The 16,000-nt window shown below is 60.1% G+C and carries 18 protein-coding genes and 1 tRNA gene; 12 read left to right on the forward strand and 7 right to left on the reverse strand.

Annotated features, from left to right (window positions below; genetic code table 11):
* Positions 1–5 precede the first annotated feature (5 nt).
* From VMT30_04815 to VMT30_04825, 3 genes are read left to right on the forward strand one after another with little or no spacing between them, the layout of a single operon-like run.
* Positions 6–632 (forward strand): HAD family hydrolase, encoded by a 627-nt coding sequence (locus VMT30_04815; protein HVQ44258.1) that lies wholly within the window; start codon positions 6–8, stop codon positions 630–632.
* A 12-nt stretch (positions 633–644) separates the two neighbouring features.
* A complete protein-coding gene (locus VMT30_04820; GenBank protein HVQ44259.1) occupies positions 645–1,439 on the forward strand; it encodes an aminoglycoside adenylyltransferase domain-containing protein in 795 nt (264 codons plus the stop codon).
* Positions 1,436–2,635, forward strand: coding sequence for a zinc-binding dehydrogenase (locus VMT30_04825; protein ID HVQ44260.1), 1,200 nt, complete (start codon positions 1,436–1,438; stop codon positions 2,633–2,635). Before VMT30_04820 ends, VMT30_04825 begins: the two co-directional genes overlap by 4 nt.
* Here VMT30_04825 and VMT30_04830 read toward each other — a convergent pair.
* Both VMT30_04830 and VMT30_04835 read right to left on the reverse strand, forming a co-directional pair.
* Positions 2,632–3,006 (reverse strand): cupin domain-containing protein, encoded by a 375-nt coding sequence (locus VMT30_04830; GenBank protein HVQ44261.1) that lies wholly within the window; start codon positions 3,004–3,006, stop codon positions 2,632–2,634. The genes VMT30_04825 and VMT30_04830 overlap by 4 nt on opposite strands.
* A 6-nt stretch (positions 3,007–3,012) precedes the next feature.
* Positions 3,013–4,200: an aminotransferase class I/II-fold pyridoxal phosphate-dependent enzyme gene (locus tag VMT30_04835; protein HVQ44262.1), complete on the reverse strand. Its 1,188-nt coding sequence runs from the start codon at positions 4,198–4,200 to the stop codon at positions 3,013–3,015.
* Between the two features lie 55 nt (positions 4,201–4,255).
* Here VMT30_04835 and VMT30_04840 point away from each other — a divergent pair, with 55 nt between their 5' ends.
* Both VMT30_04840 and VMT30_04845 read left to right on the forward strand, forming a co-directional pair.
* Positions 4,256–4,693: a hypothetical protein gene (locus VMT30_04840; protein ID HVQ44263.1), complete on the forward strand. Its 438-nt coding sequence runs from the start codon at positions 4,256–4,258 to the stop codon at positions 4,691–4,693.
* A 123-nt stretch (positions 4,694–4,816) separates the two neighbouring features.
* Positions 4,817–5,158: a hypothetical protein gene (locus tag VMT30_04845; protein ID HVQ44264.1), complete on the forward strand. Its 342-nt coding sequence runs from the start codon at positions 4,817–4,819 to the stop codon at positions 5,156–5,158.
* Between the two features lie 63 nt (positions 5,159–5,221).
* Here VMT30_04845 and VMT30_04850 read toward each other — a convergent pair whose 3' ends face one another.
* Positions 5,222–6,634: a glutamine synthetase family protein gene (locus tag VMT30_04850; GenBank protein ID HVQ44265.1), complete on the reverse strand. Its 1,413-nt coding sequence runs from the start codon at positions 6,632–6,634 to the stop codon at positions 5,222–5,224.
* A 119-nt stretch (positions 6,635–6,753) separates the two neighbouring features.
* Here VMT30_04850 and VMT30_04855 point away from each other — a divergent pair, with 119 nt between their 5' ends.
* From VMT30_04855 to VMT30_04875, 5 genes are all read left to right on the forward strand, one after another.
* The gene (locus VMT30_04855; GenBank protein HVQ44266.1) at positions 6,754–6,960 is read left to right on the forward strand and encodes a hypothetical protein; all 207 of its coding nucleotides are present in this window, start codon (positions 6,754–6,756) and stop codon (positions 6,958–6,960) included.
* A 41-nt stretch (positions 6,961–7,001) separates the two neighbouring features.
* A tRNA-Ala gene (locus VMT30_04860) sits at positions 7,002–7,078 on the forward strand.
* 92 nt (positions 7,079–7,170) lie between these two features.
* Positions 7,171–7,491, forward strand: coding sequence for a hypothetical protein (locus VMT30_04865; protein ID HVQ44267.1), 321 nt, complete (start codon positions 7,171–7,173; stop codon positions 7,489–7,491).
* A complete protein-coding gene (locus VMT30_04870) occupies positions 7,475–8,260 on the forward strand; it encodes a hypothetical protein (GenBank protein HVQ44268.1) in 786 nt (261 codons plus the stop codon). Before VMT30_04865 ends, VMT30_04870 begins: the two co-directional genes overlap by 17 nt.
* A 91-nt stretch (positions 8,261–8,351) precedes the next feature.
* A complete protein-coding gene (locus VMT30_04875; protein HVQ44269.1) occupies positions 8,352–8,759 on the forward strand; it encodes a helix-turn-helix transcriptional regulator in 408 nt (135 codons plus the stop codon).
* Here the strand turns inward: VMT30_04875 and murA are convergent.
* Positions 8,724–10,028: a UDP-N-acetylglucosamine 1-carboxyvinyltransferase gene (gene murA / locus VMT30_04880; protein ID HVQ44270.1), complete on the reverse strand. Its 1,305-nt coding sequence runs from the start codon at positions 10,026–10,028 to the stop codon at positions 8,724–8,726. The two genes, VMT30_04875 and murA, sit on opposite strands and share 36 nt — an antisense overlap.
* A gap of 41 nt (positions 10,029–10,069) precedes the next feature.
* Between murA and VMT30_04885 the strand changes: the two genes are divergently transcribed.
* The gene (locus VMT30_04885) at positions 10,070–11,296 is read left to right on the forward strand and encodes a Mur ligase family protein (GenBank protein HVQ44271.1); all 1,227 of its coding nucleotides are present in this window, start codon (positions 10,070–10,072) and stop codon (positions 11,294–11,296) included.
* Positions 11,297–11,374: 78 nt separating this feature from the next.
* Here VMT30_04885 and VMT30_04890 read toward each other — a convergent pair whose 3' ends face one another.
* From VMT30_04890 to VMT30_04900, 3 genes are all read right to left on the reverse strand, one after another.
* Positions 11,375–11,575, reverse strand: coding sequence for a hypothetical protein (locus tag VMT30_04890; GenBank protein ID HVQ44272.1), 201 nt, complete (start codon positions 11,573–11,575; stop codon positions 11,375–11,377).
* Between the two features lie 53 nt (positions 11,576–11,628).
* Positions 11,629–12,015 carry a hypothetical protein gene (locus tag VMT30_04895; protein ID HVQ44273.1) on the reverse strand — a complete coding sequence of 129 codons (387 nt, stop codon included), beginning with the start codon at positions 12,013–12,015 and terminating at the stop codon, positions 11,629–11,631.
* Between the two features lie 64 nt (positions 12,016–12,079).
* Positions 12,080–13,153: a multicopper oxidase domain-containing protein gene (locus VMT30_04900; protein HVQ44274.1), complete on the reverse strand. Its 1,074-nt coding sequence runs from the start codon at positions 13,151–13,153 to the stop codon at positions 12,080–12,082.
* 354 nt (positions 13,154–13,507) lie between these two features.
* Between VMT30_04900 and leuS the strand changes: the two genes are divergently transcribed.
* Entirely contained in the window at positions 13,508–15,985 is a 2,478-nt protein-coding gene (leuS, locus tag VMT30_04905) for a leucine--tRNA ligase (protein ID HVQ44275.1), read from the forward strand.
* Positions 15,986–16,000: the final 15 nt, after the last annotated feature.

Below are 16,000 nucleotides of genomic sequence, written 5' to 3' on the forward strand. Positions count from 1 at the left end.
CTGCTATGATCAAAGCCATCATCTTCGACATCGACGGCGTATTGGTAGACTCTAAAAACGCCAATGTGGCCTTGTTTCAGACCATCTTGAGCAAGGCCGGCTATCCCACGCCCAGCCGTTCCGCGGTACTCAGGCATTTTCATCAGCCCCTGTGGCAGGCGCTCGAAAAACTCACGGGTTCCACCGATCAAGACGAAATACGGCGTATCTGGGAGCTAGCCAAGGACCCCGCCATGCGAAATCCGGACCTGTTTGAGTTTCCCGATAGACTCGAAGACACACTCGAACAGATTCATAAACGCTATAAGCTGGCAATCGTCACCAGCCGCATCCAAGCCGGAGTCGACGAAATTTTCAACGCGCGCCAAATCAAACATCTCTTTGACGTAGTCGTAACATTCGAAGATTATGAGAACCCCAAGCCTCATCCAGAGCCGCTTTTGGTCGCACTAAAGCGATTAAATATCCAGACGGAAGAAGCCATATATGTGGGCGACAGCCATTCAGATATTGATGCCGCTACGGCCGCCGGTATGAAAAGCATTCATCTCGCAATCGAAAAGCACGATGACGCCTCCGCCGGCATCGCTCATTTCGATGAAATAGTCGGGGCCATCGAGCAGATTGCGTAAAGCCATGATCTCATGACCCCCGCCGAAGCCATCGTCCAAACCCTGCTGGCCGAAATCACCAACGTGCTGGGCGACCGGCTGGTCGGCCTGTACATCTACGGCTCGCTCGCCCAGGGCGACTTCGACCCCCAAGCCAGCGACATCGATCTGGTGGCCGTCACTACCACGCCGCTCTCGTGGCTGTACCTGCGCCGGCTCCAAACGATGCATGCGGCTCTCGACGCCGTCCACCCGGAGTGGCCGGAGCTCATCGACATCCAGTACCTACCGCTCGAGGCCTTGCAGCAGCCCACCCGACCCACCGGCCTCATAGCCATGCAGCGTCCCGGCACCAATTTCCACTCCGCCACCCGGGTCGACCGGCTGCTCGTGGCGTACCATGTGCGCGACGCCGGCCGCGCCGTCACCGGCCCCGCCCCGACCACCATTGTCGCGCCCATCACGCCCGCGCAGGTGCAATTTCACAGCGGGGCCGAGCTTGTCACCTGGCCGGAATACATGCAGACCACCCACGATCTCGCGTTTCAGACCTTCCTCATTCTCACAATCTGTCATAAGCTCTATACCGCCCACCATGGCCGGCTCACGAGCAAGCCCCAGGCCGCCGTCTGGGCCGCCGACTTGTATCCCCGTAAGGCACCGATCATCCACGCGGCGCTCGAGTGGCGGCAGGGCCACACCGAGGGCGTTGATCCCGAATCCACCTACCCCGGCACCGTTGCGTTCATTAATTTTATGATCGACGAAATTAGGGCCGTGCCGACATTGCCAACCTCACCCCAAAAGAGGTATAACCAGCAGGTATGAAAACCGTAAAAGCTCTCACCTTCGACACCGCCCAAGACTCCTGGGAAGGCTCCACGGGCTTCGTGCTGCGCGACATCCCCATGCCCACCCTGGATGAAGCCGCCGATCCCGCCGACGCCACCTCGGTGATCCTCAAAATCCGCTACGCCGGCTTCTGCGGCACCGACCGCGGCATCTGGTACCGCAACGTCTTTCACGACCTCATCCATGATAGCCTCAAAGCCCAGGGCCAGACCCAGCGCGTGCTCGGTCACGAATTCGTCGGCGAGATCATCGAGGCCGGCTCCATGGTGCACACGCTCTACTACGACCCCGACCCCGCCAACCCGGTCAAAATTGAGGTCGGCAGCCTCGTCTCCGGCGACTCGCATGTCACCTGCGGCAAGTGCTACCAGTGCCGCATCGGCGAGGCCAACGTCTGCATGAACGAATCAATTCTCGGCATCTCCATCAACGGCATTTTCGCCGAATACGTGAAAGTACCGGCCAAAAACCTCTGGGCCATCGACGAGTCGCGTATCCGGCCCGAAATCGCCGCCGTCATGGACCCTTTTGGCAACGCAGTGCACGCCGTCACCAAGGTCGACGTGCGCGGCCAGCGCGTGGCCGTGATGGGCTGCGGCCCCATCGGCCTGTTCGCCATCTTGCTGCTCAAAAACTTCGGCGCGGCCAAAATCATCGCGGTCGACATCAATCCCGACAACCTCGCTATGGCCAAAGAGCTCGGCGCACACGAGACCATCCAAATCGAGAAGAAGTCCAAAGAACACGATTACGACCACGATCCCGAAGTCATCGACCGCATCCATGAGCTCACCTACGGCAAAGGCGTCGACGTCGCCATGGAAATGGCCGGCCCGCCGTCGAGCCTCAACAATGCGCTCGAAGCCACCCGCCGCGGCGGCCAGGTAGTGCTTTTTGGCCTTAAGGACGGTGATTTCACTATCCCCAAATTCTCGCGCTTCATCGTGAAAGGCCTCACCGTGCACGGCATCATCGGCCGCCGCATCTTCGAAACCTGGCAAATCTCGCAGCGCATCCTCTCGGACCGGTCAAACGGCATCCAAGACAAAATGTGGGATGTCATCCTCAAAGGCGGGCAGGGGACCATCGTCCCACTCGCCCAATACAACCCCAAAGACTTCGAACAATCGCTCAATGCCCACCCCAAAATTGTCATCAAAATCGGCGGCTAACCAACCGGAAACTTGTCGCCGGGTAAACTAGGGGCCTTTATGCAGATTAATTCCGCATCTTCACTAGTCGAGATGTCGGCAACCACAGACCCTGGCCAAATGATATAGAAGTCCCCCCTGTGCAGTTCGTGCCCCTGGCCGTCGATAGTCAGCTTGATCCAGCCCTGGATAACGATGTTGATTTCTATCGCGACCTTATGCATATGCGCCTGCTCGGGCGAAGGCGACTGGCTCGGAAGTTTGTTCCAGGCCACTTCTACATCATCCGAACGCAGCAGAGGCTCGGGCATAAAAGCCCCAAAGAACCACCCCTTGCCTTGAATATGGTCGTCGACGCGCCCGACAAACGACTTCCCGAAGTTCTGCGCCATGATTATTTAGCGCCCCGTGGCGCGCTTAAACGCCGCCAGCCCCTTGTCGCAATCTTCGCGGCTAAAGCTCGCCGATACAATCACTCGTATCCGCGCCGTACCCTTGGGCACCATCGGAAACACAATGGGGGTCGCGAACACGCCGTCGTCAAACAACTTTGCGCTCACCTCGCGCGCCGTGTCTTCGTCGCCGAGCATCACCGGAATAATCGGCGTTTCCGAGTGTCCAATATCAAACCCAAGCTCCGTAAAGCCTTTGCGCAGGTAGTCTACGTTGTCCCACAGCTTCTGTACCAGGTCCTGCGACTCGTCCAAAATCCGCACCGCCTCCAGCGCTGCCGCCGTATCCGGGATCGTCAGCGCAATCGAAAACAGCCGCTGTCGCGCCTTTGCGTTGTAAAAATTAATCAGTTCATGACGGCCCGCAATGAACCCGCCCATCACCGAAAACGCCTTGGACAAGCTGCCCACCTCGATGTCCACCTGGCCCACGAGCCCAAAATGGTCCACCACGCCGCGTCCGCCTTTGCCCATCACGCCCTCGCCGTGGGCATCGTCCACCATCGTTATGGCGTCGTACTGCTTCGCCAGCTCCACAATCCGCGGCAACGGCGCCAGGTCGCCATCCATCGAAAACACCCCGTCGGTCACGATCAGCACGAGCAGCGCGCTGCCATCGGCTTTGGGCGTGGCCCGCAACTCCGCCGCCTCCTGTAGCTTAGCCTCCAGGTCGGCCATATCGGCATGCGCATACACCAATTTCTGCTTCACCCCGCTCAGTCGCACCGCATCGATAATCGACGCATGGTTGAGCGCATCCGAAATCACGATATCTTCCTTGCCCAAAATCGTCTGAATCGCCGCCGCATTGGCCGCGTAGGCACTCGAAAGCACCATGGCGCCTTGCGTGCCCTTAAACTTCGCAATGCTCCGCTCCAGCTCCAGATGCAGCTCATGCGTCCCCGCTAGCGTGCGGTACCCCGTGCCGATGCCGTATTTCGCCATTGCTTCAGTCGCCGCCTGCCTCAAGCGCGCGTCCACCGCGAAGCCCAGATAATGGCTCGAGCAAAAGTTGAGCCGCGGCTGCCCGTCAATCGTGAGGTACGCTCCCTGCCCGCTCGTAATCACGCGCGGCGGCTTATAGCCTTTTTCGGCCTCAGATAGTTTTTGGTAGAATTCGTCAGTAGTCTTCATAATGGCACTTAGTCTACGCCTCCGCAGCGTCATCTGCCAGTGGTATAATCCGCTTATGCTAAAACTTCAACGTCTCTTCCGCATCCTCCTCATCCCCATGGCTGTAGTACTGCCCGCCTGGGTAACGCTATCACACAGCGGGTGGCTGTCGATTATTTATATATTCACCTTCGGTCCCGCGGTGTTCGTCGCCCTCTTGGTCATCGGCTTCATCATCAGCGGCCGCCCCGACGTCAAAAAATCCGGACTCGTCAGCCGCCCCGACGTGTGGCTGCTCGGCGCGCTCTACCTATCGCTGCTCCTATTCGGCTTCTTCGTGGTCGACGGCGGCGACACCAGCGAGAGCCTCAATTCCGTCTCCATGACCGTCTTCGGCCGCGGCTTTGAGCCCGCCACCGAATTACTCCAGGCATGGCTCGGCATCAGCTCAATCCTACTCGCGATCATCACCTTTATTTTTGCAATATTCGAAAGATTTAAGCGCCACTCCTAATTGAGGCGGACCACTCATCGGTAAATTACCTCCCTTTTGGGTACTACCCATTTGGGAGGTAATTCCGATGCAACAACCCAAACCGGTTCCGTGCCCAGCTCCGGCGAATGGTAGAGTAAAACAATGCCAATACTAAACGCCTATTACACGAGCCCCGAGCAGCTTCGCATCATGGAGGAAATGACGCCCGCCATAAAGCAGTTCGTAGCCGCTCAGCTGACGTGTGGCGAGCTGAGCCTCAGTCCTGGCGAGGTCACGGTCCGCCTAATGCAAGTAGAAGGTAGCGGCATGATCGGCGATGTCGAGATCGACATGGTCGCGCATGAGTTTCAAGAAAGGGTGGAAGACCAAGACGGAATCTGTCAGCGCGTGAAAGCGTACCTCGAACAAGCTTCGCCAGGCCTCGGGGAGGTCCGCGTCTGGCTCAACCTGGGGCAGCTTGGCCACAGCTGGAAGGCGCAATAGCGCCTAAATCGATCCCCTCCTCATAGCCCCTGGCGGGGGAGCGCCGCCTTCTCGCCAGGGGCTCTAAAACCGGTTCCAAAGCCACTGATTCGTCACCTCGTGGTGATACAAAATCTCCGAATCCTTAATGGCTGTCCCCAGCTCGCGCGGATTGCGGTCGGCCGATTGCCGTTTGTAGTCCAAGTATTTCTCCTTCGAGTCCTCGCCCATAATCACGCCCGTGAGGTCGCTGGCCTTAAACAGCCGCATCGCATCCTTAACGGTACCCGGCAAAAACCGCAGCCGTGAGCGCTTTTCGGCCGATTCCGCCTCCGGTTTCTTGTCTTCCATGCCCACCTTCAGGAGCGTAAACAGCAGCAGGTACGGATTCGTGTCCGGCGCCACCGACCGCACCTCGATGCGGGCCGTTTTCTCGTTGCCAAACGGAATCCGAATCATCGACCCGCGATCATTGGCGCTCACCTTGATCTGATTCGGCGCCTCAAAGTTCGGGTCGAGCCGCCGGTAGGCATTCACGCTCGAGTTGAGCACCAGGCAAATTTCCGGCGCCCGCGCCAGCAATTTTTCAATAAACCCCCACGCCAGCGGCGACAAGCCATCTGGACCCTTCGGATCGTGGAAGACATTTCGGCCGTCCTTGGCCAGCGAAAAATTCGTGTGCATGCCCGAGCCATTAATCCCCTGGATCGGTTTGGGCAAAAATGTCGCCGTCATGTCCATCCGCCGCGCAATCTGCCGGCACACCAGCTTGTACAGCTGCACCTGGTCGCAGGCCCGCACCACATCCGTGTACGAAAAGTTAATCTCAAACTGGCTGGGCGCCACCTCCGGGTGATCCTTCTCATTGCGAAATCCCAGCGCCCGCTGCGCTTCGGCCGCCGCATCAATGAATTGCCGCAGCCGGTCGAGCGGCAGCGAGTGGAAGTAGCCGCCGGTCGAGATCAGCTCAAACCCCTCAGTGCCGGCGTAGTGCTGCTCCGCATCAATGCCGTCGAGCAAAAAGCCCTCCAGCTCCGGCGCCATAAACGCTTCCAACCCATCCCCGGCCTTCATCTCACGGGTATAGGCTTGCAACCGCCCGCGAAAATCCGCCTCATAAGGCTTAAGCTCCCGGTCTGCCACATTGGCCCACACGATCACCTTGCCCGGACCAAACACATCAGCCGGCAGGTGCGTGAGGCTCGTCCAATCCACGAGCAGCCGCAGATCGCTCTCGTGCAGCTGGCTAAACCCCCGGATCGACGACCCATCAAACGTCAGGTTCTCCAGCGACGCCAGCAAAAACTTTTTGTCGTAATCCAACATATGCAGCCGGCCCTCAATGTCCGAAAAACACACGGTGACCGCCTTAATCCGCGCTTCCTTTTCCAGGTAGCCCACATGCTCAGCCTTCGCTGCCTCTGGGTCGGTGAGGCGCCGCGCCGCTAGGTTCATTTGCTCAAGTTCGTCGTATGGCAGGTCGAGAAACATCTTCATATCTCCGTAATTAGTCTTACCATATTGATAATTAATACTATTGTCAAAGCAATAAACTTAAAATCGCCCGTATTCACATAACGCTTGTGGCTACGCCCAAATCGACGTACAGTAAACCCATGCAAGACCTCCCCAAAACCCCTGCCCGCACTACACGCACCCGCGACAATTTCCTAGCCGAAGCCGTCCGGCCCCGAGGCCCGCGCCTCACCTACGGCGACGGGTTCCGCCTTGGTATTGGCATCATCACCGCCCAACTCCTCATCGGCCTCCTCGTTGGCGGCCTCACGTGGGCGCTGATGGTTGCCTTTAAGCTTCATATATAGTAATCTTTGCTCTTGTTGACCCTACGGGTGGTCAAACATATGGGGCTATAGCTCAGTTGGCTAGAGCGTCTGCATGGCATGCAGAAGGTCCAGGGTTCGAGTCCCTGTAGCTCCACCAGGAATTATTTATTTGAACCCCGACCCCAGTTTGACACCTCAAGCATAAGTGCGATAATAAACCCACATAAAGGGTAAAAACAAAACAACATCATGAATAATCATCTGCACGATCAGCGTGGCGTGGCCATGGTTCTCGAGTTGGTGCTGGTGGCGGCTGTGCTCGGGCTCGTGGGCGTGGCGCTCTACCAGTCGTCGCACCGCGGCGGCCCCGCCGCCTCGGTCACGAGCACCCCCACGCCGGCCGCTAAGGCCGCCGTGAGCGTGGCCAATGCCGCAGCCGCCATTAGCGAGACCGAATCGGCCTCCGATGCCAACCTCAGTGCCACCGCCGAAGATTCAGCCGGCATCGCCGCCGAGCCCGATGTAGACATCACTAATCTAGGAGGCAGCGCCAGTGAAAACGCTTACTAGATTATTGCTAGCAGCCACCTTGACCAGCGTGCTCCTGCCCGGCATCGCCGCCGCCAAAGACAGCGCTAGCCCCACCCGCCAGGGGGACGCCCAGGCTAAAGTCAAAATCGACGGCAGCCAGTTTTGCTCGCGCTATGCCGACGCCACCACCACCGTTACTACCGAAACCGCCGACCGCTTCGGCAAACTCAGCGATAATTTTGCCGCCCGCAGCCAAAAGGTAAACGACCAATTTGCCGATGTGGCAGCCAAAATAGCCGCCAACCGGGCCGACGTCGACGCCAAACTCACTGCCAAACTGGCCGAACTCGACACCAAGGCCACTACCGAGGCCCAAAAAGCCGCCGTGGCCGAATACAAAGCCAGCGTGCTCACCGCCCGCGCCGCCCGCCGCGCCACCGTAGACGCTGCCGATGCCGCCTTCAAGGCCGCGGTGGCCGGCTCCGTCACCGCTCGGCAAAATCAGCTGCGGGCCGCCGCGACCGCCTACAAAACCGCCGTCGCCAAGGCCCTAGCCGACGCCAAAGCCAGCTGCGCGGCCGGTGCCAGTGCCGCCACCGTGCGCGCCAGCCTCAAAACCGCCCTGGACACCGCTCGCGCCAACCTCGAAACCGCCCGCCAGGCCGCCGACAAAGTCGGACCCAACCTCGACGCCGCCAAGACCGCCCGCAAAGCCGCGGTCGATCAGGCCAACACCACCTTCAGGGCCGCCATCAAAGCCGCTCTCGCCAAACTCCGGGCCGCCCTCGGCGTGACACCCGCTCCCTAGCCACGCCTACGTATCGCGAGCTCGGATCACACTCACCACGGAATTACTACCATCTGGAGTATGTACCCAGAAGGTAGTAAAATGCCGACCCATGGACCCCTACTCACAAGCTCCCAAGCCGCTGCGCCCGGCAGAATTCTACGCCCTCCTGGCCCTTGCGCGTCGAGAGCTCCACGGCTATGCCCTGCGGAGCCAGATCATCAAAGACTCGCTGGGCGGCGTCATACTCCCGCCCAACAAGCAATACCCGCTACTCACCAGACTCCAAGATGAGGGATTTGTCGATCTCATTGGCAAGCGCCCAGTCGGCACACAGGCCAAAGAGCGTCACGTTTACGGCCTCTCGCCGCACGGCGCCCTTCGCCTCCGCGAAGAATTAACCCGTCTGCATCACGCCGTCGAAATCGCCCAAAACGCCCATCTCCTCGAGCCCCCCAAGCTCTCCCCGGACATCCAGCGCCTGCTACTTGACCTCGAAATCAGCGCCGAGCGCCGCTAATTTGTCCCACAATTTCTCATAACCGCGATCCAAGTGATGCACCCCCGTGAGCGTGCTCTCGCCGGTCGCCACCAGCGCTGCGATCACCTGCGCCATCCCCGCGCGAATGTCAGGAATATCAATCGTCGTAGCGTGTAAGGGCGTGGGGCCTTTGATGACCGCCGAATGTCGTTCCGAATGGTGTTGAAACCGGCACGGCAGCTCGCCCAGGCACTTCGCGAACACCCCGATGTCGGCCCCCATGCGCCGCAAATCTTCGGTGTAACCAAAGCGGTCCTCATACACCGTCTCGTGCACTACCGAAATTCCTTTGGCTTGGGTGAGCGTCACCACGGTCGGCTGCTGCCAATCCGTCGCAAATCCCGGGTAGGTGTCGGTCTCGAGCTCGACTCCCACGAGCCCTCCCGGCCCCCGCCGAAAGCGAATCCCCTCGGGCAGCACCTCATAGTCGCCGCCAATCCGCCGCACGGTGTTCAAGAACGTCACCATGTCACTCTGCCGCGCATCTTCGACGATAATCTCCCCATCAGTAGCCAGCGCCAGGTTCGCAAACGACGCTGCCTCCAAGCGATCCGGCAATACGCGAAATTTGGCTCCGTGAAGCTTTTCTACGCCATCAATCGTGAGCACCCGGTTGGCGCCCAGCTCAATAATCGCCCCCATTTGCTGCAAAAATTTCACAATCTCAGTAATTTCCGGCTCCACCGCCGCGTTTTCGATCCGCGTACGGCCCTTCGCCAGCACCCCGGCCAGCATCACCGATTCAGTGGCGCCTACGCTCGGGAAGGGGAGTGTAACCGTGGTGCCGTGCAGACCCCCCTTGGGTGCCCGCGCGCGGTAATACTCTTCGTGCTCCTCGATCACCGCGCCCATCTGCTCCAGCGCCCGCAGGTGGAAATTCACCGGCCGCGGGCCGATCGCATCCCCGCCCACACGTGGCACCTCCGCCTCGCCGGACCGATGGAGTAGCGGCGCCAGGGCCAAAATCGAAATCCGGTTGGCGCGGCTCATCTTGGCCACGCGCGTACTCGTCACGCTCGGGGTATGCAGCGTCACGTGCCCGCCGTCGCGCCGCACATGGGCTCCCACCGCCGCGCAAATCTCGGCCGTGATCGATAATTCCTCAATCTGGGGACAATTTTCGAGCTCAACCTCCTCGTCAGTCAAAAGACTGGCGATCATCATTTTCGAAGCTGCGTTTTTGGCACCGGCCACGCGCACACGGCCGGATAGGGCACGGCCACCCCGTATCGTGAGAATTTTAATCATAAGGAAATTCTAGCACGCGCCGGCGGTGTTATCATGCCTATATGAAACCCCTTCTGCGGCGCATTATCGCCAGCCTGTTTGAGCGCCAGGTCCGCCGCGTCATCGCGCGCCATCATCTCACCGTCGTGGCGGTGGCCGGCAGCGTTGGCAAAACCACCACCAAACAAGCCATAGCCACCGTTCTGAGCGAAAAATATCAAGTTTTGGTACATCCCGGCAATTACAATTCAGAGCTGGGGCTGCCATTATCGGTCTTTGAGCTCACTGTACCGGCCTCGCTGCTCAACCCCTTCGCCTGGATCTGGCGGCTCGTGCAGGCCGGGCGCCGCGTGCGTAATTACCCCTACCAAGTCCTCGTACTCGAGCTCGCCACCGACCATCCCGGCGAAATCCCCCGCTATCTGCGCTATCTCACGCCCGATATCGGCGTGCTCACCGCGCTCACTCCCGAGCACATGGAAAACTTCCCCGGCGGCCTGGATGAGGTAGCGGCCGAAGAAATGGCCCTCGCCGGAGCATCCAAAATACTGGTGCTCAACGACGACGCGGTCCCCCAGAAATACCAAGACCAATATCTGGGCGACCATCCCAGCGTGCTCAAATACGGCCACAAAATCGGCGGAAACCATCCCTCAAACCCTCAGATTCTCGGCGATCACATGCGCCTGGCGCTGGACGCCGCCGCTCTGGTCGCTCGACAGCTCAAACTCACTCCTCACCAGATTCAAGCCGGCATTGAGCGCGTTCGGCCCGTCTCGGGGCGCATGAACCCGCTACCGGGTATAAATGGCACCGTCATCATCGATGATACCTATAATTCCAGCCCCGAAGCCATCGTAGCGGCCTTGACCGCGCTGGCCTCGTATCCTGCGAGCGGCCGCCGCATCGCCATCCTCGGCTCTATGAATGAGATGGGGTCGGCGTCGCCTCGCTACCACGAAGAGGCGGGGGTGGCCGCGGCCGGTGTAGACCTGCTCGTCACCATCGGCGCCCTAGCCAATACCTATCTGGGCCCAGCCGCCGTAAACGCCGGCCTCGACCCCACGCGCTGGAAGCCGGCCGATTCGCCGTACGTCGCCGGGGCGTTCCTCGGGCTCCTGCTTCAGCCCGGCGACGTAGTGCTCGCCAAAGGCTCCCAAAACGGCGTTTTCGCCGAAGAGGCCGTCAAGCTGCTGCTCGCCGACCCGGCCGATGCCGCTCATCTCGTGCGCCAATCACCCGCCTGGCTGCGCACCAAACGCGCCCAGTTTCCGGATGCGCAGGGGTAACCATTCTCGCTCTGCGCCACCCACACAGCGTGAGTGGCGCAGAGCTGCCGCCCCGTAACGGCGATGTTCAGCGGGACCCTACGCCTCCGGCCAACCGCTACTCAGCAGGTCGAGCGCCGCTAGAGTCTGCAGCACGCGCTGCACATAGCTCACCTCCGCCGACAGGTCGGCCGTGCCCGCCTGCTCCAGGAGCCGGTAGATCACGCGGCCGTCTCGATACCACACACGCATGGCTCCCAGGCTCACGCCGTAGCCCGGCCCGGCTCGTTGACCCCACACGTCGACGTCGCATGGACGCAGCTCAATGCCCAGAGTCTGGAGCTTCGCCCGGTTCACGAGCACCACTGTTTCGCCCGTTTGCCCTCCCAGGAAGATCCGACTGAAGACTTCGCCGTGCCATCGTGGCCACAGCGCCGAGGGGTCGCCGGGGAAGGGCTCACTACGCGCAGCATCTGCACGCCCGTCTCCACTAGTGCCCTAACCGGCTCGATATAGGGCCGCTTGGCTATTGACCCCTCCAGCACCGCCACGCTAGCCTGCGCGGCCACCGTTTCGGCCTCAGGGAGCCCGACCCCATCATTGAGCGCCGCTTCGCGCGTGTGCAGCCAGGCCAGAAAGGCCGGGTGCTCCTGCCAGACGGCCCGGTTGTCGCCGCAGGCCAGAACGCGTAGGGCTTGCTCCTGCTCCGGCGTTTGCGTTGGCTCTTTGAGCCTTGTCACGATCACATCCCCGTTCGTTCGGATTTTCGGACGCCATCACCATAGCCAGACAGTATCCGGGTCGTCAATGCCCGTGCAACACCAAATACTGCGTCATCATGCCCGCCTCCATGTGATCCGCCACGTGGCAGTGGAACATCCATAATCCCGCCGCATCCGGTATCATATCCACCGAGCGCATACTTGCTGGCAGTAGCTCCACCACGTCGGTCGTGAGGCCGGTTTCCGTTTTTACCACGTTGCCATGCCAATGCGGCGTGTGCACATCGGGCTCGTTGCCCAGATCGAGCAAATGCCACCGCACTCGGTCGCCCTGGTTCATGATGAACCCCGTGAGGTTGCTAAATATTCGGCCATTCATGGCGTGCTTTTGCGCGCCTTCATGTTCGTCGTCGGTCATGCCCGGCTTCGATTCATCAAAAATCATAAACAGCGCCACAAATTCGTGATCCACATCATCGGGCGAGCCGTCAGCCCGGGCATGCTGCGGCGAGGTGATGATAATCGGCCCGATCACGCCGTCGTAAATATCGTCGGGCGTCACATGCGAGTGGTACAGCCACACCCGCGAGCTGCCCTGGCCGGGTTGCGGGCCGGCATCGGGCCGCACGTGCCAGGTGTAGGTGAACGACCCTCCGGGCGCCACCATCCCTCCGGCCGCCCCGGCGCTATCCCTCATCGCCTGCTGCATGGTCGCGGCGTCCAGCGGCCCTCCCGCGCCATCGTCGCCATCCATCATCATGGCGCCCTCATTCTCTTTGGTGTACTCCACCCCGTGCGGATGAATACTATAGGGCTTGGCAGCGCGATTTTTGAACACTACCTTAATGGTATCGCCCGGCACACCTCGGATAATCGGCCCCAAAATCCCCAGCCACTCCGCCTGCGGCTTTTTAGCAGTGAAGCTAGCATCGGTATATTCAATGTAGCGGGTTTTGCTATAGACCAGCTGATCGCTATAGGGCTGCGGCACCGGCCCGTGTGAGGCCAAATCGTGCCCACCCGGCGCATAATTCCACTCCCCATCCTCGGCCGCAATATAATACGTGCGCGTGTGTGGATGGTAGGTCGAGCCATTCGTCAGAGCCGTCACCACCGCCAATACCACCAATAAACCCACCGCGAAAAAGCGCCACACAGGCCGGTTCCTCTTACTGTATAGTTTAGTATACCTTTCCCCGAAATATAAAGCCCCCAGCCATGACCAAACCGCTCCCCATCCCCACCCATCTCGGCCTCGCCCGAGCCCAAACGCTACCTCGAATTCGCTACCACCCACGCCTACAAGCACGACCCCGACATGCTAGAGCGCATTAACGCCGCGACAATCGAGTTCTTTAAAAGCTACCTCTAAGGGGCGCCCCACATCCCGTGCATGCATAGCGTTTTTTAGCTCATATATGAGATGCGGGGGATACCATACATGATATAAAAACGGCCAGCCCACGGGAGGATAGTTAGCCCCAGCATGAATCCATGTATACTTAAGGCCATGAAAAAGTACGATCCCCAGCAGATAGAGCCCAAATGGCAAAAAACCTGGGCCGACACTAGGCTCTACGCTGCCGTCACGGGCGATACCACCCGCGACAAATACTACATGCTCACCGAGTTCCCGTACCCCTCCGGCGCCGGCCTCCATGCCGGCCACACCCGCGAATACACCCTCGGCGACGTCATCGCCCGCCACAAGCGCATGCAGGGCTACAACGTGCTCTACCCCATGGGCTACGACGCCTTCGGCCTGCCCACCGAAAATTACGCCATCAAGCACAAAATCGCTCCCCAAAAGGCCACGGCCGACAACATTGCCACCTTCCGCCAGCAATTCGACGCCATGGGCTTTAGCTTCGATTGGGACCGTGAGGTCAACACCACCGACCCCAAGTTTTACAAATGGACTCAGTGGCTCTTCCTCAAATTCCTCGAAGCCGGCCTCGCCTACCAGGCCGAAATGGCCATCAATTGGTGTCCCAAGGAAAAAACCGGCCTGGCCAACGAAGAAGTCGTCAATGGTGTCCACGAGCGCTGCGGCACCCCGGTCGAAAAGAAACTCCTCAAACAGTGGATGTTCCGCATCACCGACTACGCCGACCGCCTCATCGACGGCCTCAAAACCGTGGATTACCCAAGTCGCATCGCCGACCAGCAGGTCAATTGGATCGGCCGCTCCGAAGGCGCCGAGATCACCTTCAAGCTCCGCGGCATCGCCGGCCAAGACGACGACAAACACAGCGTCACCGTCTACACCACCCGGCCCGACACACTCTTCGGCGCCACGTTCCTGGTGGTTTCTCCGGAAGTCGCCGACAGCTGGCTCAAAATCGGCTGGAAAGCCTCAGATAAGGTCAAAGTCTACATTGAAAAATCCCTGCGCGAGTCCGAACTTTCCCGCCAAGAAGTGGCCAAAACTAAAACCGGCGTCGATGCCGGCATCCAAGCTGTGCACCCCATCACGGGCGAGCTCATGCCCGTTTGGGTGGCCGACTACGTGCTCGGCGGCTACGGCACCGGCGCCATCATGGCCGTCCCCGTCCACGACGAGCGTGACAACGAGTTCGCGCGCCAGTTCAGTCTGCCCATCAAGCCAGTGGTCTCAGGTGAATCCGGCTTCACTGGCTACGCCCCCCTTATCAACTCCGGCCAGTTCGACGGCCTCGAAGGCGCCGAAGCCAAGCGGGCCATCGTTAAAACTCTCGAAGAAAAAGGCGTCGGCAAACTCGCCGTCAAATACAAGCTCCGCGATTGGATCTTCTCCCGCCAGCACTACTGGGGCGAACCCATCCCCATCATCCACTGCCCCAAAGACGGCGTTGTGCCCGTGCCCGAGGATCAGCTCCCCGTCACGCTGCCGGTGGTCGAAAACTACGAGCCCACCGACACCGGCGAGTCGCCGCTGGCCGCCGTCACCGATTGGGTCAACGTCAAATGCCCCATTTGTGGCGGCCCGGCCAAGCGCGAAACCGACACCATGCCCAATTGGGCCGGGTCAAACTGGTACTACCTGCGCTACATGGATGCCCGCAACGACCAAGCCTTCGCCTCCCGCGAGGCCCTCGAATATTGGCGCATGGTCGACCTATATCTGGGCGGCATGGAGCACACCACGCTCCACCTGCTCTACTCGCGCTTCGTCCACCAATTCCTCTACGACCAAGGCCTCGTGCCCACCCCCGAGCCCTACGCCGCCCGCCGCGGCCAAGGCATCGTGCTGGCCGCCGACAACCGCAAAATGAGCAAATCCATCGGCAATGTCATCAACCCCACGGACATCATCGCCACCCACGGCGCCGACACCCTGCGGCTCTACATCCTCTTCATGGCGCCCTACGACGAAACCACCCCCTGGAGCGAAGAACGCTTAAATGGCGCGTCGCGCTTCGTGTACAAAGTGTGGAACCTCGCCCAAGAACTCATGGCCGCTCACCAATTCACCCGCCCCATGCAGCCCGGCCCCGGCGACGCTTTCGAAACCGCCGTCGACCGCGCCACGCACAAAGCCATTAAAAAAATCCACGATGACCTGCACGAGATGCATTTCAATACCGCCGTCAGCGCCCTTATGGAGTACGTAAATTTCCTCAGCGACGCCAAAACCAAAGCCAAATTACTTAAACCCACCTCGGCCGCCCTGGCCTGGCGATCGCTCAATACGCTCGTTCAGCTCCTCGCTCCCATCACCCCGCATCTCTCAGAAGAACTTTGGCGCGAGCTCGGCTGGGAGGGGAGTGTACACGTGGCCGGCTGGCCCCAATACGACCCCGAGCTCATCAAAGACGACATCATCACCGTCGTGGTACAGGTAAACGGCCGCGTCCGCGCCAACCTCGCCCTGGCCGCCTCCGCCTCCGACGATGAGCTCACCGCCGCCGCCCAGGCCGACCCCAAAGTGGCCAAATTCCTCAGCGAAGGCAAGGTCGTGAAAACCATCGTAGTGCCGCGAAAGCTCGTAAACTTCGTCGTGAAGTAACGGAAGACGGGCGCC

The organism is Candidatus Saccharimonadia bacterium (assembly GCA_035544015.1).
Lineage (GTDB): Bacteria > Patescibacteriota > Saccharimonadia > UBA4664 > UBA4664 > UBA5169.

Coding starts and splice junctions, on each gene's coding strand:
- VMT30_04815 (HVQ44258.1), top strand. CDS start 6: ATGATCAAAGCCATCATCTTCGACATCGACGGCGTATTGGTAGACTCT.
- VMT30_04820 (HVQ44259.1), top strand. CDS start 645: ATGACCCCCGCCGAAGCCATCGTCCAAACCCTGCTGGCCGAAATCACC.
- VMT30_04825 (HVQ44260.1), top strand. CDS start 1,436: ATGAAAACCGTAAAAGCTCTCACCTTCGACACCGCCCAAGACTCCTGG.
- VMT30_04830 (HVQ44261.1), bottom strand. CDS start 3,006: ATGGCGCAGAACTTCGGGAAGTCGTTTGTCGGGCGCGTCGACGACCAT.
- VMT30_04835 (HVQ44262.1), bottom strand. CDS start 4,200: ATGAAGACTACTGACGAATTCTACCAAAAACTATCTGAGGCCGAAAAA.
- VMT30_04840 (HVQ44263.1), top strand. CDS start 4,256: ATGCTAAAACTTCAACGTCTCTTCCGCATCCTCCTCATCCCCATGGCT.
- VMT30_04845 (HVQ44264.1), top strand. CDS start 4,817: ATGCCAATACTAAACGCCTATTACACGAGCCCCGAGCAGCTTCGCATC.
- VMT30_04850 (HVQ44265.1), bottom strand. CDS start 6,634: ATGAAGATGTTTCTCGACCTGCCATACGACGAACTTGAGCAAATGAAC.
- VMT30_04855 (HVQ44266.1), top strand. CDS start 6,754: ATGCAAGACCTCCCCAAAACCCCTGCCCGCACTACACGCACCCGCGAC.
- VMT30_04865 (HVQ44267.1), top strand. CDS start 7,171: ATGAATAATCATCTGCACGATCAGCGTGGCGTGGCCATGGTTCTCGAG.
- VMT30_04875 (HVQ44269.1), top strand. CDS start 8,352: ATGGACCCCTACTCACAAGCTCCCAAGCCGCTGCGCCCGGCAGAATTC.
- murA (HVQ44270.1), bottom strand. CDS start 10,028: ATGATTAAAATTCTCACGATACGGGGTGGCCGTGCCCTATCCGGCCGT.
- VMT30_04885 (HVQ44271.1), top strand. CDS start 10,070: ATGAAACCCCTTCTGCGGCGCATTATCGCCAGCCTGTTTGAGCGCCAG.
- leuS (HVQ44275.1), top strand. CDS start 13,508: ATGAAAAAGTACGATCCCCAGCAGATAGAGCCCAAATGGCAAAAAACC.